A 19,420-nucleotide genomic window follows, 5' to 3' on the forward strand; every position below is an offset into this window, starting at 1 on the left:
GGTGCGGCTGCCCGGCCCCGGAAGGCCTGCTGAAGCGGGCCTTCCTCAGGCCTTGGGGCCACCGGCGGCGTAGACGACCTGCCCGGAGACGAAGCCGGCGCCCTCGCTGACGAAGAACGACACCAGGTGCGCGATGTCCTCGGGCTTGCCCGTGCGGGACACCGGGATCATGGACGCCGCGCCCTTGATGAAGTCGTCGAACGGGATGCCCATGCGCTCGGCCGTCGCCTTGGTCATCTCGGTCTCGATGAAGCCCGGGGCGATGGCGTTGGCGGTGACGCCGAACTTGCCCAGCTCGATGGCGAGGGTCTTGGTGAAGCCCTGCAGCCCGGCCTTGGCCGTCGAGTAGTTCGCCTGCCCGCGGTTGCCCAGGGCGGAGGTGCTCGACAGGTTCACGATCCGGCCCCACGTGGCCTCGATCATGTGCTTCTGCGCGGCCCGGGTCATCAGGAAAGCGCCCTTGAGGTGCACGTTCATGACGATGTCCCAGTCGGACTCGCTCATCTTGAACAGCATGTTGTCGCGCAGGACGCCGGCGTTGTTGACCAGCACGGTGGGCGCGCCCAGCTCGCTGGCGATGCGCGCGACGGCGGCCTCGACCTGCTCGGCGTCGCTGACGTCGGCCCCGATGGCCAGCGCCCGGCCGCCGGCTGCCTCGATCGCCTCGACGGTGCCCTTCGCCTGCCCCTCGTCCAGGTCGAGGACCGCGACGGCGAAGCCGTCCTGCGCCAGCCGCTGGGCGGTCGCCGCGCCGATGCCGCGCGCCGCACCGGTCACGATGGCCACGCGGGGTGCCCCCGTGGTGCCTGCCTCGCTCATGAGAGTTCCCTTCGTCTCGGATGCCGGCGGTCACCGGGGCGGGGAGCCCCGGCGCGCGGCGAGCTGCGCCCGACACGTTACGGCCGCGGGTCCGGGCGGCCGTCACATGGTCCGGGCCGCGTTCCCGCCGGCGGACGGGCCGCTGCCGCTCCGGACGACGTCGACGCGGGTGAAGCCCTCGTCCGTCGACGGCGGGACGAGCCGGGCCCGGGTGCCGTACAGCCCGGCGAGCGGCACGCGTGCCCGGCCCGCACGGCGGGCGTTGCGCTCCAGGCAGACCTCCAGCGGGGTGTCCACCCACACCGCCCGCACCGGTACACCGGCCTGCCGGGCGAGGGCCACGAGCGGGGCGCGGTCCTCCGGTGCGGCGTTGGTGTTGTCCACGACCACGCTGCGCCCATCGGCCAGGAGCTCGGCGACGACGCGCTGCTGCCGGGCCTGCCGGCGCCGGGCGTTGGGCCAGTGGTCCTTGCTGACCACGACGTGCGTGCCGGCCAGGTGCGCACCCACCCACGAGGACTTGCCACTGCCCTGCAGGCCGACCAGCACCACGAGCTCCGGGCCACCCCTGGCTGCGGTCAGTCGTTCCCTCCGACCACCTCGTCGGCCGGCTCCGCCGCCCCGCGGCGGGTCGGGTGGGAGTGGAACCGGCGGATCGAGGCGAGCGTCGCGCGCCGGTCGTCCATCCGTCGACGGGCCCGCACGGTGCGGGGGGCCCGCGGTTCCTCCCGGAGCAGGGCGTCCAGCCAGTGCCCGCGCGGGTCGACGTCGACGAGCAGGGCCTTGACGAGCAAGGTCAGCGGGATGGCCAGCAGGGCGCCGAGCGCGCCCAGCACCCAGCTCCAGAAGAGCAGGGCGACGAAGGTGACGGTCATGGACAGGCCCACGGAGTCGCCCACGAACCGCGGCTGGATCAGGGTCTGGACGACGAAGTTCAGCAGCGAGTACACGACGAGGACCGCGACGAAATCGCCCCAGCCGCCGGCCAGCAGACCCAGCACGGCCGGCGGCGCCACACCCAGCAGGAAGCCGATGTTGGGCACGTAGTTGGTGATGAACGCCAGCAGGCCCCACAGCGGTGCGGCCGGGACGTCCAGGAACGCGAGGGCGATGGTGTCGCCGACCGCCACGATCGCCCCGAACACCGTGCTCACCAGCAGGTAGCTGCGGGTGCCGCGGGTGAACAGGCTCATCGCCACCGGCAGGTGCGGGCGCTCCGCGCCCACCAGGGCCATGCGGTGGCGGACCCCGCCGGACTCGATGGCCATGAAGACCAGCGCGGTGAGCAGCAGGACCAGCGTGCTCGCCGTGTCGGTGAGCCGGGTGAGCAGCCCGGTGGCCAGGCCGACCAGCGCGCTGTAGTCCAGCTGGGCGACCAGATCGGAGAGCTGCCCGGAGACGATGCCGGCGTCGTTCAGATCGGCGACGACGTCGTTGATCAGGGTCTGGGCCTGCCCGGCGTAGTCCGGGAGCAGGGCGGCGAACTGCGCCACGGACACGATGAGGAGAGCGGCGAAGGCGAGCAGGACGGTCCAGACCAGCAGCAGCAGCACCGTCGTCGCCACCCAGCGCGGGGCGCCCAGCCGGCGCAGCCAGTGCTGCACCGGGGTCAGCGCGACGACGACCACCACGGCGAGGAGGACCGGGGCCACGAGCCAGGCGATGGCCCGCAGCCCGGCGATGGCCAGCGTGGCGGCGGCCACCCCACCGACCAGCACCAGCCACCGGGGAACCACCGGCGCCGCGCCGGTGGTCCCCGCAGGGACGGGAACCGGGGTCAGGTCGGCACTGCTCTCGGCGACCAGCCGGTCGGCCTCGCGCCGCCCGTGCGGCGGCGGGCCGACGTCCGGCGTCTCAGGCCGTGCTGACATGCCGCCCTCCCCTCGGTGGCGCCCTGCGTGTGGTCGGTGCCCACCAGCGGCCGGTCCGACGTTAGCCGCGCCCGTCCAGCAGCGCCGTCATTGCGGGGAGCTCGAAGAACTGCGCCGTCGCCCGGGCGCTCGGTCCGCCGGCGTCGGGGTCGGCACCGGCGGCCACGAGCGCCTGCACGGTCCCGGTCGACTGCTTGAACACCGCGGCGGCCAGCGCGGTCTGACCGCGGTCGTTGGCCCGGCCGTGGTCCGCTCCCCGGGCCAGCAGCGCGGCCACCGTCTCGGCGTGCCCGTGGTAGGCGGCCAGGATCAGCAGGGTGTCGCCCTTGTCGTTGGTGAGGTTCACCGGCACACCGGCGTCCATGTAGGCGGCGAGCTCCTCGGTGTGCCCGCCACGGGCCAGGTCGAAGACCCGCCCGGCGAGTTCGACGACTCCGGGATCGATCGGCTGGCCGCTCACGACGCCCAGCCTAGGAGACCGGCACAGCACCGGCCCGATGCCGGCGGCTGGTGCCGGGCCGCGGGAGGTCAGCGGCCGACGCGGTCGGTCAGCGCCAGCACGTGCTCCCACGCGTCCATGCAGGCGTCGGCCCACTCGCCGTGCGCCCGGTCGAAGAAGGAGTGCGGCGCCCCGTCGTACACGACGGCGTCCACCTCGGCGCCGGCCGCGCGCATCCGCTCGGCCAGGGCCAGCTGGTCGTCGACCGGTGTCGCGGTGTCCGCTCCCGCGATCAGCATCACCGTGGGGAGGTGTGCCGCGTCGGCGGCGTCGCCGACCAACGCCGGCCGGCCGTAGAACCCGGCGAGGTCCAGCCGGCCGTCGGCCAGCCGCCAGGAGTGGCTGCCCCCGAAGCAGAAGCCGACGGTCACGACTGGCAGGCCGGCGCCGGCGCGCTCGCGCAGGTGCGCGATGGCGGCGGTGACGTCGGCATCGATCCCCTCGGGCGTCGTCCGCGGGATGTGCGACTGCCAGTCGAAGCCCTCGGGACGGACGCCCTCCGGGCACACGCCGGCGGTGCGCCCGAACCAGTCGATGGCCACCGCGGCCAGGCCCGCCTGCGCGAACCGCTCGGCCAGTGCCACGTAGTAGGGATGGAGCCCCCGGATGTCGGGGAGGATGACGACGCCGGCCGTCGGGTCCGTGGCCGGCAGCGCAGTCGCCACCGAGAACTCCGTGCCGTCGGCGGCGGTGAGGGTGGAGGTGGCGCACTCCCCCAGCGCGCCGCTGCGAGGCGGCGCCGGCGGGCGGCTGTCGTGGCTGTGGCACATGGGCGCCTCAATCGCGCGCGGCCTGGTCCGCGGCCTCCGGGCTGCCGCCGAACAGACGGCCGGCCACGTCGCGGCGGGCATGTGTCAGCCAGTCGTGCTGCCGGTTGGCCTGATCGACGAGCCGGTCGATCTCCGCCACGTCCAACCGGTCGTCGATCGCCGCGATCTCCCGCAGGGTCTCGAACCCGCTGCGCTTGGCGCGGACCGCCGAGGCGAGGAACTCGAACTCGACCAAGGTGCTCAGCGGTGACCGGCGCAGCAGCCGCCCGTTCAGCTTGACGCGGCTCACCTTCTCCCCGATCCACAGCCCCAGCTGCTTGTAGTGCCGCCGGGGCAGCCCGAGAGCCACCATGAGGATCTGGACGGACTCGTTCTCCTCGCGTAGTTCGTCCAGCAGCTTCCGCAGGGGCTCCTCGTAGGACGAGCCACGGTGAACACCCACCATCCGCTTGACCAGCTCGATGCCACCCACCGAGGCGGCGAGGTGGTCGTTGCAGTAGATGGCCAGCAGGTCGGTGTTGCGAATGGCGCCACTCCCGGATCGGGACACGGAACCTCCTGGTGGTGATCGGGGATCGGCTGCATTGTTACCGGTGCGGGAGAGGTCCACACCTCGTCGACCATCCCCGTCGGATGGTCGGCCCTGCCGGGGCACCGGTCAGGTGCGGCTCTCCGAGGCCGCCTCCTCCGCGGCGGCGGCGGCCGCACGGGCTCGCTGCGGCTCCACCGTGTACCTGGGGTCCCTGGCGCTGGCCATGCCGGCCTCGTAGACCCCGAACCGGGTCAGCACCGCCCCTGCGGCCAGCAGTGTCCCGCTGGCCACACCGAGCACCCGCCGCCGGCCGGCGGCCAGCGCCAGACCCGCGCCCGTCGCCGTGCAGGCACGGGCCGCCCGCAGCAGCTTCCCCGCCTTGCCGTCGCGGTACGGCTCGCTGACGATGCCGTGCTCGTGCTCGATGCGGTGCATGGTGGCCAGGTCGAGCACCGCCCCCGCGATGGCGGTGCGTCGCGCCGGTCCGGCCTCCGTCACGGGGCTCAGCGCCGTGGCGATCCCTCCCCCGGCAGCCAGGGCGGAGCCCGCGAAGACGAACGGGAGTTCCCGGTGCGCCGCGTGCCAGGCGGGCACCGCGGTGTTGGCCAGCAGGGCCGCGGTGTAGGTCATCATGGGTCCGCCGAGTGCGGCGGCACCGGCCGACGAGACCGCGCGGACCAGGGGGAACCGGCCCAGCAGGTGGGCGCCCGCGGTCACGGTCGTCAGCGCGCCGAACGGGGCGAGGATCCAGGAGCCCACCGACAGCGGCGAGGTCGTCTTGAACACCCGCAGCATGTTGAGGAAACGGCTCGGCCGCCCCAGGTCGTGGATGAGGAAACCCACCGAGGACAACGCCGTGCCGGCCGCGGTCAGGTGGGCCGCCCTGGCCATGGCGGATCGGCCGGTCATCTCGGCGAAGCAGCCGAGGACGGCCGAGGAACCCGCCGTTCCGCCCAGGAACAGGTACAGCGGGACGTCGGGTTGCTTCCACACCGGCGGCTTGATGACCGGCCGTCCGTAGTAGGAGGTGAACTCCGCCTCCTCGACCATGAGCGCCTCGCCGGCCCCCCGCCGGCGTCGCCGGTGCCGCTCCCGGCGCTGTGCCGGCGCACCGTCCGCGCGGTGCCACCCGGCGCCCGGGTCGCCGCCCGCGGTCATCGCCGCCATCCCAGGAAGGCCGTGGCGATCAGACCCACGGCCGCCGCCGCTCCGGCTGCCACGGCTCGCCACATCGCCGGCAGGTCACGGGTGGTGACCACCGGGTCCGGCGGCAGGCCGTAGACCTCGGGTTCGTCGAGCAGCAGGAAGAATGCGCCGGCTCCGCCCACCCCGTCGGTCTCGTCGCGCCCGTAGAGCCGGGCGCCCTCGACGCCCTGCTCCTGCAGCGCGGCCAGCCGCTGGTCGGCGCGGGCCTGCAACACGTCCAGGTCGCCGAACTGGATGGACTCGGTCGGGCACGCGGACGCGCACGCCGGCTGCAGCCCGTCGGTGAGCCGGTCGTAGCACAGGGTGCACTTGAACACCCGTCCGTCGCTCTCCCGCTGGTCGATGACGCCGTACGGGCAGGCCGGCACGCAGTAGCCGCAGCCGTTGCAGATGTCCTCCTGGACCACCACCGTGCCGAACTCGGTGCGGAACAGGGAGCCCGTCGGGCAGACGTCCAGGCACGCGGCGTGGGTGCAATGCTTGCAGACGTCGGAGCTCATCAGCCACCGGACCTCCCGGCCCTGCGACGGCGTCTGCTGCGGGGCGCTCTGCTCCGCCGTCGTGGCCGACGCCGGCACCCGGTCGTGCACCACCGGAAGGTCCACCAGCGGACGGGCGCTGCCGAGGTCCTCGGGGCTGCCCACCGTCGGCATGGGCAGGTCGACGGTCCGGCTCTGCTCGATGAACGCGACGTGCCGCCAGCTGCTCGCCCCGAGTGTCCCGGTGTTGTCGTAGGACTCACCGGTCAGGCCCAGCACGTCGACGTTTCCGCGGGCGTCGTCCATCGGCAGCAGGTTCCACTCCTTGCACGCCACCTCGCACGCCTTGCAGCCGATGCACACCGAGGTGTCGGTGAAGAAGCCCACCCGGGCCGGGTGGTCGTCCCCGTAGCCACGGTCTCCGGTGACGTCGGGTACCGGGCCGAACAGCCGGTTCTCCGGATCCTGGCCCGTGAGGGCGGCGCTCGCCGAACTGATCGGGGTCATGATCGCTCCTCGATGGGCGCGCGCCCGTTGGGTCCCAGCAGCCCGCTCTCGACCCCCGCGCGCCGGCGGTACCCCTCCACGAACTCCACCAGCGCCGGGCCGCGCGGCCGCCGACCGGGCCGGATGTCGCAGGTGGCGACCTTGGACTCCTGGATGTGCACGTTCGGGTCCATCACCACGCCGAGCAGCTCGTTGGCCGAGTCCCCGGTGGTGATGCCGTTCTGGCCCCAGTGGTACGGGATGCCCACCTGGTGCACCTCGCGGCCGGCGATCCGCAGCGGTCGCATCCGCTCGGTGACCAGCACGCGCGCCTCGATCGCGCTGCGCGTGCTCACCAGGGTCGCCCAGCCCATGTGCTCCAGGCCGCGCTCCTCGGCGAGCTCCGGGCTCACCTCGCAGAAGAACTCGGGTTGCAGCTCCGCCAGGTACTCCAGGCTCCGGCTCATGCCCCCGGCGGTGTGGTGCTCGGTCAGCCGGTAGGTGGTGAAGACGAACGGGAACACGTCGTTCATCGCGGGGTTGGCCCGGTTCCAGGCGCCGCGGAGCTCCTTGCGCGCGGGGTTCGCCTGCCGCTCGTACAGCGGGTTGGGCACCGGCGACTCGGCCGGCTCGTAGTGCGTCGGCATCGGCCCGTCGGCGAGCCCGGCCGGCACGAACAGCCAGGCCTTGCCGTCGCCCTGCATGATGAACGGGTCGGCGCCGCCGAGCGCGTCCTCCGCCTGGGCGCCCTCCGGCGGGACGTGGTCCGGCCGCTTGGTCGCCTGGAAGTCGGGGACGTCGGGGCCGCTCCACCTGCCGGCGTCCTCGTCCCAGTAGACGTACTTCTTCCGCTCGCTCCACGGCTTGCCGTCCGGGTCGGCGGAGGCCCGGTTGTACAGGATCCGCCGGTTCATGGGCCACGCCCAGCCCCACTCCGCCGCGACGAGGTCCTGCTCGGTGTGCGGCTTCTTGCGGTTGGCCTGGTTCACCTCGTCGGCGAACACCCCGGAGTAGATCCAGCAGCCGCAGCTGGTCGAGCCGTCGTCCTTCAATGCGGTGTAGCCGTCCACCGCCGTGCCGTCCGGCCCGGTGCCGCTGATCTCCCGGAGCACGGCATGGGCGCTGGGTTCGTCCACCGGTCCGTGCGTCGGGTAGTCCCATGTGAGGTCCAGGATCGGGCGGTCCCTGGGGTCGGGAGAGCCGGCCAGCTTCTCCTGGATGATGCGGCCGAGGTGGAAGTAGAACCACAGGTCGCTGCGGCAGTCCCCGGGAGGCTGGAGCGCCTGGGAGTGCCACTGCAGCAGCCGCTGGGTGTTGGTGAACGAGCCGTCCTTCTCCACGTGCGCCGCCGCGGGGAGGAAGAAGATCTCGGTGCCGATCTCCTCGGTGTTCAGCTCGCCGGTCTCGATCTCCGGGCCGTTCTCCCAGAAGGTGGCCGACTCGATCAGCTGCAGGTCGCGGACCACGAGCCACTCGAGGTTGGCCAGCCCGAGCCGCGCCATCTTGGCGTTGGCGTGCCCGACCGCCGGGTTCTCCCCGACCAGGAAGTAGCCGGGGACGGTGCCCTGGATCTGCTGGGCGATCGTCTGGTACGAGCTGTGGTCGCCGGTCAGCCGCGGCAGGTAGTCGAAGCAGAAGTCGTTGTCCGGCTGCGCGGCGTCCCCCCACCATGCCTTGAGCAGGCTGACCGCGTACTTCTTCATGTTGCCCCAGTAGCCGACGGTGCCGGCCGCCTCGGCGACGAAGTCGTCGAGGTCACGGTCCTCTTGCGCGTGCGGCATCGGGATGTAGCCGGGGAGGATGTTGTACAGCGTCGGGATGTCGGTGGACCCCTGGATGCTGGCGTGCCCGCGGAGCGCCAGGATGCCGCCGCCGGGCCGGCCCATGTTCCCCAGCAGCGCCTGCAGGACGCTGGCCGCCCGGATGTACTGGACCCCCACGGTGTGGTGGGTCCAGCCCACGGAGTAGACGAAGGCGCTGGTCCGCTCGCGGCCGGAGTTGCGCGTCAGGGCCTTGGCCACCTTCAAGAACAGCCGCGGTTCGATGCCGCACACCTCGTGCACCATCTCCGGGGTGTAGCGGGCGTAGTGCCCCTTGAGCACCTGGAAGACGCAGCGCGGGTGCTGCAGCGTCTCGTCGCGCCGGGGTTTCCCGCCGACGGGGAGGCCGCCGCTGCCGGCCTGCTCCGAGGTGCCCTGATCGTGCTCCTCGGCGTCCGACTCCTCCTGACCGGGCTCGTTCCCGGCGGCCCCCGAGGCCCCTGGCTTGGGCGACTGGCGCTGGCCGGCCGCGGCGGTGACCTCGACCCCCTCGTACTGCCAGGTGGTCTCGTCGTACTGCCCCTTCTCCGGGTCGTAGCCGGAGAACAGCCCGCCGAGGTCCTCGGTGTCCTGGAAGTCCTCCCGCAGGATCGCGGCCGCGTTGGTGTAGGCCACGACGTACTCGCGGAACTCCAGTTCGTGCTGCAGGACGTAGTTGATCAGGCCACCGAGGAAGGCGATGTCGCTTCCCGCGCGCAGCGGCACGTGCAGGTCGGCCAGTGCGCTCGTGCGGGTGAACCGGGGGTCGACGTGGATGACCGTGGCACCGCGCGCCTTGGCCTCCATCACCCACTGGAAGCCCACCGGGTGGGCCTCGGCCATGTTGGAGCCCTCGATGACGATGCAGTCCGAGTTGGCCAGGTCCTGCTGGAACGTCGTGGCGCCGCCACGACCGAACGAGGTCCCCAGACCGGGGACCGTGGAGGAGTGCTATATGCGCGCCTGGTTCTCGACCTGCACGGCACCCAGGGCCGTGTAGAGCTTCTTCATGAGGTAGTTCTCCTCGTTGTCGAGGGTCGCCCCTCCGAGGCTCGCTATCCCCATGGTCCGGTTGACCCGCTTGCCGTCGACCTCGTCCTGCCAGGTCTCCCGGCGGGTCTTCAGCACCCGCTCGGCGATCATGTCCATCGCCGTGTCCAGATCGAGGTCTTCCCACTCCGTGCCGTGCGGACGGCGGTACCTGACCTTCGCCTGGCGGGTCGCGCTGGTCACCAGGCTCTTGCTCGCCGCCCCCTTCGGGCACAGCCGGCCGCGGCTGATCGGCGAGTCGGGGTCGCCCTCGATCTGGGTGACCTGCTCGTCCTCGACGAACACCCGCTGGGAGCAGCCGACGGCGCAGTAGGGGCAGATGCTCTGCACGACCCGATCCGCCGTGGCGGTCCGTGGCGTCAGGGTGTCGGTCCGCTTGCTGCGTACCGCCTCCCCCCGCCCCGACGGGTCCGAACCGGTCAGCTGCCGCACCACCGGCCACGCGTCCAGCCACGTCTTCATGCGGTTCTCCTCGCCAGGCGCCAGGACAGGCGCATCGGTAGCGGAGTGCTGCCGGTTCCGGCCAGCGTCCCGGCTCGCCGATCACCGTGCCGCCACCGTAACGAGGAGCTCCGGGGCCCGCACCCGCGATCGCCCCGGATGGCCGAGGTCCCGGGCAGTGGGCACCATGGTGACGATGAGCGGGAAGCCGGATGCTGTCGTCGTCGGGTCCGGCCCCAACGGCCTGGCCGCAGCCTTGCGTCTCGCTGCTGCCGGGCTGCAGGTCCGGGTCGTCGAGCGGAACTCGCGAGCGGGCGGGGGCATCCGGACGGCCGAGCTGACCCGGCCGGGCTTCGCTCACGACATCTGCGCGTCGGTGCACCCGATGGCCGCCGCGGCCCCGTTCTTCCGTGAGTTCGACCTCCTCAGCCGGGGCGTGCGCCTTCTCCACCCGGACGTCCCCTACGCCCATCCGTTCGACGGCGGGCGGGCCGCCGTCGCCCACCGGTCGCTGGCCGAGACCGCCGAGGGCCTCGGTCGGGACGCCGGCGCATATCGCCGGCTGATGGGACCGCTGGCCGAGTCCGGGGAGGCCGTCGTCGACTTCATCCTGGGCAGCGCCTTCCGCCGGCTGCCCACGCGGGCCGTCCCGGCGCTGACCTCCTTCGCCGTGAACGGACTCCCGACGATCGGCTGGCTGACGCGCCGCTGGTTCTCGACCGACGAACCCCGGGCTCTGCTCGCCGGCGCCGCCGCCCACGGGATGCTGGAGCTGACCCGGCCGATCACCGGCGGGCTGGGGCTGCTGCTGGGCATGCTCGCCCACCACAGCGGCTGGCCGGTGGTCGAGGGCGGCTCCCAGCGGATGGCCGACGCGATGGTGACCGCGCTCGAGGAGCAGGGCGGCGAGGTGGTCACGGGGCACGAGGTCACCGACCTGCGCGAGTTCGACGGCGTTCCCGCCGTCCTGTTCGACACCACCCCGCAGGCCTTCGTGCGGATGGCCGGCGACCGGGTGCACGAGGGCTACCGGCGCTGGGTCGAGCGGTACCAGCACGGGCCCGGCGTCTTCAAGATGGACTGGGCGCTGTCGGAACCGGTGCCCTGGACCCATCCCGACGTCCGCCGCGCCGGCACGGTGCACCTGTCGGGCACGCTCGAGGAGACCGTCGCCGCCGAGTCCGCCCCGTCATCAGGGCGCAACGCCGACCGGCCCTTCGTGATCGCCGTCCAGCCGACCCTGGTCGACCCCACCAGGGCACCGTCAGGGGGACACGTGTTGTGGGCGTATGCGCACGTGTCGCGTGGGTCCGACGTCGACATGCGCGGGGCGATCGAGGCGCAGATCGAACGGTTCGCCCCCGGCTTCCGGGACACGGTCCTCGACCGGCACACGATGAACGCGCCCCAGCTCGAGGCGTACAACCCGAACTACATCGGCGGGGAGATCTCCAACGGCGAGGCCTCGCTCCGGCAGATGCTCGCCCGCCCGGTGCCGCGGTGGAACACCTACAAGACGCCCGTGCCGGGCACCTACCTGGCCTCGGCCGCCACTCCGCCCGGCCCCGCCGTGCACGGGATGTGCGGGGACAACGCCGCCCGGGTGGCGCTGCGCGAGGTCTTCGGCGTCCGCGACGCGCCGACGCTGCGCCCGGCCCGCACCTGACCGCCGTCACCCCCCGTTCACGGGTCTTCCGGGACATCGTCGGCATCCCGGTCCCGTGGTCGGCCGGCCGTCGCGGTGACCAGCCCGGTGGCTACGGGCGTGGCGGCGCCCTCGCCGTCCTCGGTTCCGCGGATCCACGTGATGAGCAGGCCGAGTGCGACCGCGACGTGCACGAAGCCGGCGGGGACCCACATGATGGCGCCGGCCAGCTGCTGGTCGGTGAGCGGATCGAGTCCCCAGGAATGCGCCGTCTCCGCATAGGCGGTGTACCACGGGCTGCGGCCGAACGTGAGCAGGACGGAGAGCAGCGCACTCGACATCGCCATGCCGAACACCAGGAGGACGCCGAGGCCTGCGGGAACCCGCGCCGCGCGGACGCCGATGACGGTGCGCCAGAACAGCACGCCGGTGACCAGGAAGGTCGCGTGCTCGAGGGCGTGGACGGCGGGGTGCTCGATGGCGGCGTCGTACAGCACGGCGGCATGCCACGCCCAGAACGTCCCCACGTGCAGCAGCCACGCCATCCCCGGATGGCGCAACGCGTGGGCGACGGGGGCCAGCCGCAGGCGCCGTCGCCACGGGGTTATCGCGCGGCGGACGGCGGCGGGGCTGCCGCGCAGCACCCTGCCCGCGGGAGCGCTCAGCACGAGCAGCGGAGCGGCGACCAGGGTGAGCAGCAGGTGCTGCACCATGTGGGCGGACGCCAGGGCGCCGGACAGCGCGTCCAGCGGCGAGAGCAGTGCGATGGCGAGTGCGGCGAGCGCGCCGGCGAAGCACCGTGCGCGCCACTTCTCGGCGGCCCGGGCCCGACCGCGGCTGCGGCCCCGCAGGTAGGCCCAGGTCGCCAGCAGCAGACCGGCGATGATCACCGGATCCGCGGTCCAGGCCGACCACAGCTCCTGCGGTGCCAGGTGCGAGCCGTCGTGGGCGAGCACCGCCTCCTTCCCGGGGCTCATGCGCAGGCCTGCAGGAACAGCGCCGGCAGGCCGACGAAGAGCACGGTGGCCAGCCCCAGCAGCGACAGCAGGAAGCCCCCGAAGGCCAGCGGCCGCCGGTCGACGAGTTCCTCGGTGCCGGCGTCCGGCCGCGCCCGGCCGATCGCCCGCCACCGGGCGAAGCCCCACCACGCCGTCGCTGCACAGGCGAGGGCGGCGACCGCGGTGGCGACCAGCGTGACGACGGTCGGTACCGGCGGGTCGAACAGACCCAGCCCCGGGCCGTCCCCGGTGCAGCCGGCCTCCACCACCAGGTAGACCAGCAGGAAGTGGACGGAGCTGATCACCGGGCCGGCGAGGAGGACGGCGACCGCCGTCACCGCCCGGGTGTCGACCGACACGTCGACCGGGGCGGGCGTGCCTTCGCTCGCCGTGGCCGTCTCGTCCGGTCGGGAGGGACGGTCCTGCGGAGGGTCCGGGGCGCTCATGTCAGTGCCGGTCCGAGGTAGAGGGTGGCGAAGCCCAGGACCCAGACGACGGCCATCGCCATCCACAAGCGGGCCACGTTGGCGATCGGGGCGTACCGGCGATACGTGTACGTCCCCCGGGACGCCCAGAAGACGACCATCGCCAGCATGATCAGCGCAGCCATCGCGACCACGACCACGAAGCCGGCCAGGGTGTAGAAGATCGAGCCGTAGGCGTGCGCCGTCCACCCCACGTCGAGCCGCACCAGGTCGACGACCTGGACCACCACCCCGCTCCCGGCCAGGAGCAGGGCGGCGTACAGCCCGCCCCGGAAGTTGCGCATGTCGCCCTGGGCGATCTGCCGGTGTGCGAACGGCACGCCCGCTGCACCCAGGACGACGAGTACCGCCGCGACGGCCGCCAGGCCCAGCGGCGGATCACTGACACCCGCCGGCGGCCACTGCGGGTTCTCCAGCCGCAGGTAGAAGTAGCTGAGCAGCAGGGCGGAGAAGGCGACGGCGACGAAGAGGATGGCGAGCAGGGTCCCCGTCCGGGCGACGATCACGCTGCCGTGGGCGTTGACCGGGACCCCGTACTCCCGCTCGAACTCGTCCTCCTCGTCCGGGGTCATCGGCGGCGGCTGCGGCCAGTTCCAGGCGATGACGCTGGCGATGATGATCGCGGCGCCGACGGCGGCGCCCCACCGGATCTTGACCAGCTCGGCCAGGAAGATCAGCACCACGCCGCCCGCGGTGGTCAGCGGCCATATCGACGGGTTCGAGACGCGGAAGACCTCCACGGGGCGTCCGTCCGCGGTGCCGACGACCACTGCCGCCCGCCACTTCAGCGGCCACTGCCCGAGCCCGCGCACGAAGTGCATCAGCTGCGGGTCGCCCCGGTCGAGCCGCTCCTGGTCCCACAGCGGGTGCCGGCTGCGCACGATGGGCGGCTGGGTCCAGCTGTGCTGCTTGGGCGGTGACGGCAGCGCCCACTCCAGGGTGTCGGCGCCCCACGGGTTGGCATCGGCCGGCTCCCCGCGCCGGATCGTGCGGACGACGTTCCACACGAAGATCCCGATGCCGGGCACGATGATGAGCACCCCGATCGTCGAGATCAGGTTGTAGATGTCCCAGCCCTGACCGGCCGCGTAGGTCCAGACGCGACGCGGCATCCCCATCAGACCGACCTGGTGCATCGGGAGGAAGGCGACGTTCACACCGATGAACAGCAGCCAGAAGTTCCACTTGCCCAGCCGCTCGTCCAGCAGCTTGCCGCTGAACTTGGGGAACCAGTAGTAGACGCCGGCGAAGATCGGGAAGGCCACGCCGCCGATCAGCACGTAGTGCAGGTGCCCCACCACGAAGTAGGTGTCGTGGGCCTGCAGGTCGAAGGGCACGGAGGCCACCATCACGCCGGTGATGCCACCGATCACGAAGATGATCAGGAAGCCGATGACGAACAGGAACGGTGTCTTCCACACCGGCCGGCCGGCCCAGATGGTCGCCAGCCAGGAGAAGATCTGGACGCCCGCGGGGATGGAGATCGCCATGCTCGCCGCGGCGAAGAAGCTGAGCACCAGCGGCGGCAGCCCGACGGCGAACATGTGGTGCGCCCACAGCGCGAACGACAGGAACCCGATGCCGACCAGCGAGGCGACGAACCAGATGTAGCCGACCGGGCGGTGGCGGACGAAGACCGGCAGGATCATCGCGACGACCCCGACCGCGGGGATGAACTGGATGTAGACCTCGGGGTGCCCGAAGATCCAGAACAGGTGCTGCCAGAGCAGCGAGCTGCCGCCGAGTTCGGGATCGAAGAACTGGGTGCCGAAGCCGCGATCCAGCTCCAGCAGCAGGCTGCCGATGATCAGCGGCGTGAAGGCGAAGAGGATCATGAACGCCATCACCAGGAACGCCCAGGCGAACAGCGGCATCCGGGTGAGCGTCATCCCGGGGGCGCGCATCTTCAGGATGCCGATGATGATCTCGACCCCGGCGGCGATGGCACCGACCTCCGCGACACCCAGTCCGAGGATCCAGAAGTCGACCGCCAGGTCCGGCGAGTACTCCGGTCCGCTCAGCGGCACGTAGGCGAACCAGCCGACGTCCGGCACCAGCTGGAACAGCGCGCTGCTGTAGTAGAGCAGCCCGCCGAACAGGAAGGTCCAGTACGAGAAGGCGCCGAGGCGCGGGAACGGCATCTCCCGGCTGCCGAGCATGGAGGGCAGGATGAGGATCGCGAAGCCCTCGAAGATCGGCAGGATGACGAGGAACATCGTCACCGAGCCGTGGTTGGTGAACAGCTCGTTGTAGAACTGCGGGCTGACCAGCTCCTGCTCGGGGAAGGCGAGCTGCAGGCGCATCACCAGCGAGTCGAAGCTGCCCCCGAGCAGGAGGAAGAAGAAGCCGGTCAGCACCAACCGCTTGCCGACCAGGTCGTTCTGGACGCCGGTCAGCTGGCCGCGCAGGCCGGGCGGGTCGTCCCAGAGGCGGTTCAGCTCCTCGGCCGTCCCCGGGTCGCTGACCTCCGGTGTGTACCTGCCGGGATCCCCACCCGTGTCGGCGCTCGTCTCGCTCACTGCTGACGCTCGATCCAGGCGGCAAAGTCCTCGGGGCTCTCGGCCACGACGGTCAGCCGCATGGTCGCGTGCTCGAGCCCGCAGAACTCCGCGCACTGCGTGCCCCACTCCCCCGGCTCGTCCGCCTGGAGCACCAGGACGTTCACGCCGTCCGGCAGCATGTCCATCTTGCCGCCCAGTTCCGGCACCCAGAAGCTGTGGATCACGTCCGCCGACGTCAGGTGGAACTCGACCGGCTGGCCGACCGGGAGGTGCAGCTCGCCGACCGTGGTGACCCCGGCCTCCGGGTAGCCGACCTCGAAGTACCACTGATGACCGGTGACCTCGACCACCAGCGCCCCCGGCGGGGCGTCCTCCGCCAGCGTCCGCATCGCGCCGATCGTCGCGCCGAACACGACGACCAGGACGATCACCGGCAGTACCACGCCACCGCCCACGATCCAGCGCCGCTCCGAGGGCTGCGCCTCCCCTTCGCGTCGTCGCCGGAACAGACCGACGGCGAGCAGGACGGCGAAGAGGACGAAGACGGCTGTACCGAGGCCGAGCATCAGCCACCACGTGTCCGCGATCGACTCCGCTCTCGGGCCCTTCGGGTCGAGGCTGCCGCTGCTGCCCCCGTTCATCGGCGGCCCGCCCCGTCAGCGGACCGGCCGACGCGTCCGGAGGGCGATGCGCGGACCGAGGACGGCTGCGAGCCACGCAGCACGTCGGCCGACGGAACACAGGTCATGCCGCCTCCACCAGGATCGGAGCCGCTCGACCGTATCGGGCGCAGGCCGTGGGAGCGACCTCAACTCGTGCCGATCCTGCAGGTCCTCGGCGGGCCGCCGGCAGCACCGAGCTCTGCGGTCGCGTGCCCGTACGACGTCCGGGATGGTGGAGATGCTGACGTCGTCCTGACGTCGTCCGAACTGCGGCCGTGGCCGTGCCCGGCCTCCGCCGCGCCTGGCAGGTCGTCCGTCCACGAGGAGCAGATGCATGGTGCAGCCCGCTGGAGAAGCCGCCGCCCACCGGAAGGTGATCGTGGTGACCGGGGCCAGCGGAGGAATCGGCCGGGCCACCGCGGTGGCCTTCGCCCGCCGCGGCGACGCGGTGGCACTGCTGGCCCGGGGCGAGACGGGGCTGGCCGCCGCCGCCGACGACGTCCGTACCGCCGGCGGCACGCCCCTGACGATCTCCGTGGACGTGTCCGATGCCGACGCCGTCGAGGCGGCCGCCGACCGCGTGGAGGCAGAGCTCGGCCCGATCGACGTCTGGTGCAACGTCGCCTTCAGCACGGTCTTCGCCCGCTTCTCCGACATCACCGCGGACGAGTGGAGGCGGGTCACCGAGGTGACCTACCTCGGCTTCGTGCACGGCACGATGGCCGCGCTGAAGAGGATGCGCCTCCGCAACGACGGCGTCGTCGTCCAGGCCGGCTCGGCGCTGGCCTACCGCGGCATTCCCCTGCAGAGCGTCTACTGCGGCGCCAAGCACGCGATCAAGGGCTTCTCCGAGTCGGTCCGGACCGAACTGCAGCACGAGGGCAGCGCCGTGCGCCTCACGGTGGTCAACCTGCCGGGGGTCAACACCCCCCAGTTCGACTGGGTGCTCAACAAGCTGCCCCAGCGGCCGCAGCCGGTGGCGCCGGTCTACCAGCCCGAGGTCGCGGCCGAGGCGATCGTGCACGCCAGCGAGCACGCCGGCCGACGGGTGTGGTGGATCGGCATCCCGACGGTGTACACGATCCTCGGCGAGCGGTTCGCACCCTGGTTCCTCGACCGCTACCTGGCCCGCACCGCCTACCAGGGGCAGAAGTCGGGGCAACCGGCTGCACCGGACGACCCGGTCAACCTGTGGCAGCCGGCCGACGGCGAGGACGGCCGCGACTTCGGCGCCCACGGCCGCTTCGACGACGGCGCCTGGACCCGCGACCCGCAGATCTGGGCCGCCCGCCACCGCGGCCCGCTCGCCGCCGCAGGCGCCGGCGTGCTCGCCGGTGCGGTGGCCCTGCGCCGCAGGACACGCTGACCGGCGTGGTCGGCCGGATCGAGGACTACGGGTTGATCGGAGATCTGCAGACGGCGGCGCTCGTGGGCCGGGACGGCTCCATCGACTGGCTGTGCCTGCCGCGGTTCGACTCCGGAGCGTGCTTCGCCGCGCTCCTGCACGACGAGCGCGCGGGCCGCTGGCTGCTGGCGCCCGCCGCCGGCGGCAGGAGCAACCGGCGGTACCGCGACGGCACGCTGATCCTCGAGACGGAATGGGAGACGCCGGAGGGCTCGGTCCGCGTCGTCGACTTCATGCCACCCCGGGGCGAGGCCGCCGACGTCGTCCGCATCGTCGAGGGCATCTCCGGGAGGGTGCCGATGCGGATGGAGCTCGCACTCCGCTTCGACTACGGCCACGTCGTGCCGTGGGTACGGGAGGACGACGGCGACCTGGTCGCGATCGGCGGCCCCGATGCGGTGTGGGTGCACACCGATGCCCCGCTGCACCAGGAGGAGGGAGACGTCCGATCGGAGTTCGAGGTCGGCGCGGGCGACCAGGTGTCCTTCGTGCTGACCTACGCCCCCTCGCACCGGCCCCGTCCACGCATGGCGGCCGCCGAGCGCGCCCTGCTCGACACCGAGAACTTCTGGACCGACTGGCTGTCCCGCTGCCGCTACGAGGGGCGTTGGCGCGACGCCGTCCACCGTTCGCTGCTCACCCTCAAGGCCCTGACCTACGCCCCGACCGGGGGCGTCGTCGCCGCCGCCACCACATCGTTGCCGGAGGAGCTCGGGGGATCGCGCAACTGGGACTACCGCTACACGTGGTTGCGTGACGCGACGTTCACGCTGCGTGCTCTGCTCGGCACCGGTTACGTGGCCGAGGCCCGGGCCTGGCGCGACTGGCTGCTGCGCGCGGTGGCCGGGGACCCGGCCGACCTGCGGATCATGTACGGCATCGACGGCAGCCGGCGCCTCCCCGAGCAGGTATTGCCCTGGCTCGCCGGGTACGAGGGGGCGGCTCCGGTCCGGGTGGGCAACGCCGCGGTCGAGCAGTTCCAGCTCGACGTCTGGGGCGAGGTGCTCGGCGGCCTGCACGTGGCCCGGGAGGCCGGCCTGTCCAGCAGCCCGGACGCGTGGTCGCTGCAACGGGCTCTCCTGGACTTCCTGGAGGGCGCGTGGACCGAGCCGGACAACAGCCTGTGGGAGATGCGCGGCCCGCCCCGGCACTTCGTCCACTCGAAGGTCATGGCCTGGGCCGGCGTGGACCGCGCGGTCCAGGCCGTCGAGCGGCACGGCCTCGACGGTCCGCTGGACCGCTGGCGGACCCTGCGCCAGGACATCCACGACGAGGTCTGCACGCGGGGTTACGACTCCGAGCGCAACACGTTCACGCAGTACTACGGCTCTCGCGAGCTCGACGCCGCGTTGCTGCTCATCCCCCAGACCGGCTTCCTGGGCTGGGCCGACGAACGGGTCGTCGGCACGGTCGACGCCGTGCAGCGCGAGCTGACCGAGGACGGCCTGGTCCTGCGCTACCGCGCCGAGACGAATGCCGTGGACGGGTTACCCGGTCGCGAGGGCACCTTCGTCATCGGCACCTTCTGGCTCGCCGACGCCCTCGCCAGCCTCGAGCGGGTGGGCGAGGCCGAGCAGCTGTTCGAGCGGCTGCTCGGCCTGCGCAACGACCTGGGGTTGCTCAGCGAGCAGTACGACACCCGGGCCCGGCGGCAGGTCGGCAACATGCCACAGGCGTTCAGCCACGTCGGCCTGGTCAACACCGCTCGCCACCTCAGCGGCAGCTCTCCGGCGGAGGAGGAGGGCGACGCCCCCAGGTGACGAACCCGGGAC

At 72.3% G+C, this 19,420-nt stretch carries 15 protein-coding genes and 1 pseudogene; 3 read left to right on the plus strand and 13 right to left on the minus strand.

The genetic code is table 11. The annotated features are described in order from the left end of the window. Window positions 1-45: 45 nt before the first annotated feature. From fabG to fdh, 9 genes and pseudogenes are all read right to left on the minus strand, one after another. Window positions 46-819 (minus strand): 3-oxoacyl-ACP reductase FabG, encoded by a 774-nt coding sequence (gene fabG, locus BLASA_RS13770; protein WP_014376783.1) that lies wholly within the window; start codon window positions 817-819, stop codon window positions 46-48. Between the two features lie 102 nt (window positions 820-921). Next, window positions 922-1,371, minus strand: coding sequence for an ATP-binding protein (locus BLASA_RS13775; RefSeq protein ID WP_014376784.1), 450 nt, complete (start codon window positions 1,369-1,371; stop codon window positions 922-924). Window positions 1,372-1,397: 26 nt separating this feature from the next. After that, window positions 1,398-2,690, minus strand: coding sequence for an AI-2E family transporter (locus tag BLASA_RS13780; protein ID WP_014376785.1), 1,293 nt, complete (start codon window positions 2,688-2,690; stop codon window positions 1,398-1,400). A 61-nt stretch (window positions 2,691-2,751) separates the two neighbouring features. Beyond that, window positions 2,752-3,150 (minus strand): ankyrin repeat domain-containing protein, encoded by a 399-nt coding sequence (locus BLASA_RS13785; RefSeq protein ID WP_014376786.1) that lies wholly within the window; start codon window positions 3,148-3,150, stop codon window positions 2,752-2,754. A 68-nt stretch (window positions 3,151-3,218) separates the two neighbouring features. Beyond that, window positions 3,219-3,959 (minus strand): dienelactone hydrolase family protein, encoded by a 741-nt coding sequence (locus BLASA_RS13790; protein WP_014376787.1) that lies wholly within the window; start codon window positions 3,957-3,959, stop codon window positions 3,219-3,221. A gap of 7 nt (window positions 3,960-3,966) precedes the next feature. Continuing rightward, window positions 3,967-4,509, minus strand: coding sequence for a hypothetical protein (locus BLASA_RS13795; protein ID WP_014376788.1), 543 nt, complete (start codon window positions 4,507-4,509; stop codon window positions 3,967-3,969). Window positions 4,510-4,617: 108 nt separating this feature from the next. After that, window positions 4,618-5,649 (minus strand): NrfD/PsrC family molybdoenzyme membrane anchor subunit, encoded by a 1,032-nt coding sequence (gene nrfD / locus BLASA_RS13800; RefSeq protein ID WP_014376789.1) that lies wholly within the window; start codon window positions 5,647-5,649, stop codon window positions 4,618-4,620. After that, window positions 5,646-6,683 carry a 4Fe-4S dicluster domain-containing protein gene (locus BLASA_RS13805; RefSeq protein ID WP_014376790.1) on the minus strand — a complete coding sequence of 346 codons (1,038 nt, stop codon included), beginning with the start codon at window positions 6,681-6,683 and terminating at the stop codon, window positions 5,646-5,648. Before BLASA_RS13805 ends, nrfD begins: the two co-directional genes overlap by 4 nt. Next, window positions 6,680-9,973: pseudogene (gene fdh / locus BLASA_RS13810) on the minus strand (formate dehydrogenase). The gene BLASA_RS13805 and the pseudogene fdh overlap by 4 nt, the downstream one beginning before the upstream one ends. A 175-nt stretch (window positions 9,974-10,148) precedes the next feature. On the opposite strand from fdh, the gene BLASA_RS13820 reads away from it, so the two are divergent. After that, window positions 10,149-11,618, plus strand: a complete 1,470-nt coding sequence (locus BLASA_RS13820) for a phytoene desaturase family protein (RefSeq protein WP_166486549.1) — start codon at window positions 10,149-10,151, stop codon at window positions 11,616-11,618. 17 nt (window positions 11,619-11,635) lie between these two features. Here the strand turns inward: BLASA_RS13820 and BLASA_RS13825 are convergent, their stop codons facing one another. The 4 genes from BLASA_RS13825 to coxB are packed head-to-tail and all read right to left on the minus strand — an operon-like array spanning window position 11,636 to window position 16,222. After that, window positions 11,636-12,574: a cytochrome c oxidase assembly protein gene (locus BLASA_RS13825; protein ID WP_014376794.1), complete on the minus strand. Its 939-nt coding sequence runs from the start codon at window positions 12,572-12,574 to the stop codon at window positions 11,636-11,638. Continuing rightward, a complete protein-coding gene (locus BLASA_RS13830; RefSeq protein WP_014376795.1) occupies window positions 12,571-13,041 on the minus strand; it encodes a hypothetical protein in 471 nt (156 codons plus the stop codon). The genes BLASA_RS13825 and BLASA_RS13830 overlap by 4 nt, the downstream gene beginning before the upstream one ends. Beyond that, window positions 13,038-15,599 carry a cbb3-type cytochrome c oxidase subunit I gene (locus tag BLASA_RS13835; RefSeq protein WP_014376796.1) on the minus strand — a complete coding sequence of 854 codons (2,562 nt, stop codon included), beginning with the start codon at window positions 15,597-15,599 and terminating at the stop codon, window positions 13,038-13,040. Before BLASA_RS13835 ends, BLASA_RS13830 begins: the two co-directional genes overlap by 4 nt. Then, window positions 15,596-16,222, minus strand: coding sequence for a cytochrome c oxidase subunit II (gene coxB, locus BLASA_RS13840; protein WP_014376797.1), 627 nt, complete (start codon window positions 16,220-16,222; stop codon window positions 15,596-15,598). The genes BLASA_RS13835 and coxB overlap by 4 nt, the downstream gene beginning before the upstream one ends. 355 nt (window positions 16,223-16,577) lie before the next feature. Here coxB and BLASA_RS13845 point away from each other — a divergent pair, with 355 nt between their 5' ends. Both BLASA_RS13845 and BLASA_RS13850 read left to right on the plus strand, forming a co-directional pair. Then, window positions 16,578-17,609 carry an SDR family oxidoreductase gene (locus BLASA_RS13845; RefSeq protein ID WP_014376798.1) on the plus strand — a complete coding sequence of 344 codons (1,032 nt, stop codon included), beginning with the start codon at window positions 16,578-16,580 and terminating at the stop codon, window positions 17,607-17,609. Between the two features lie 5 nt (window positions 17,610-17,614). Next, entirely contained in the window at window positions 17,615-19,408 is a 1,794-nt protein-coding gene (locus BLASA_RS13850) for a glycoside hydrolase family 15 protein (protein ID WP_014376799.1), read from the plus strand. Window positions 19,409-19,420 lie beyond the last annotated feature (12 nt).

This window comes from Blastococcus saxobsidens DD2 (assembly GCF_000284015.1).
Taxonomy (GTDB): domain Bacteria; phylum Actinomycetota; class Actinomycetes; order Mycobacteriales; family Geodermatophilaceae; genus Blastococcus; species Blastococcus saxobsidens_A.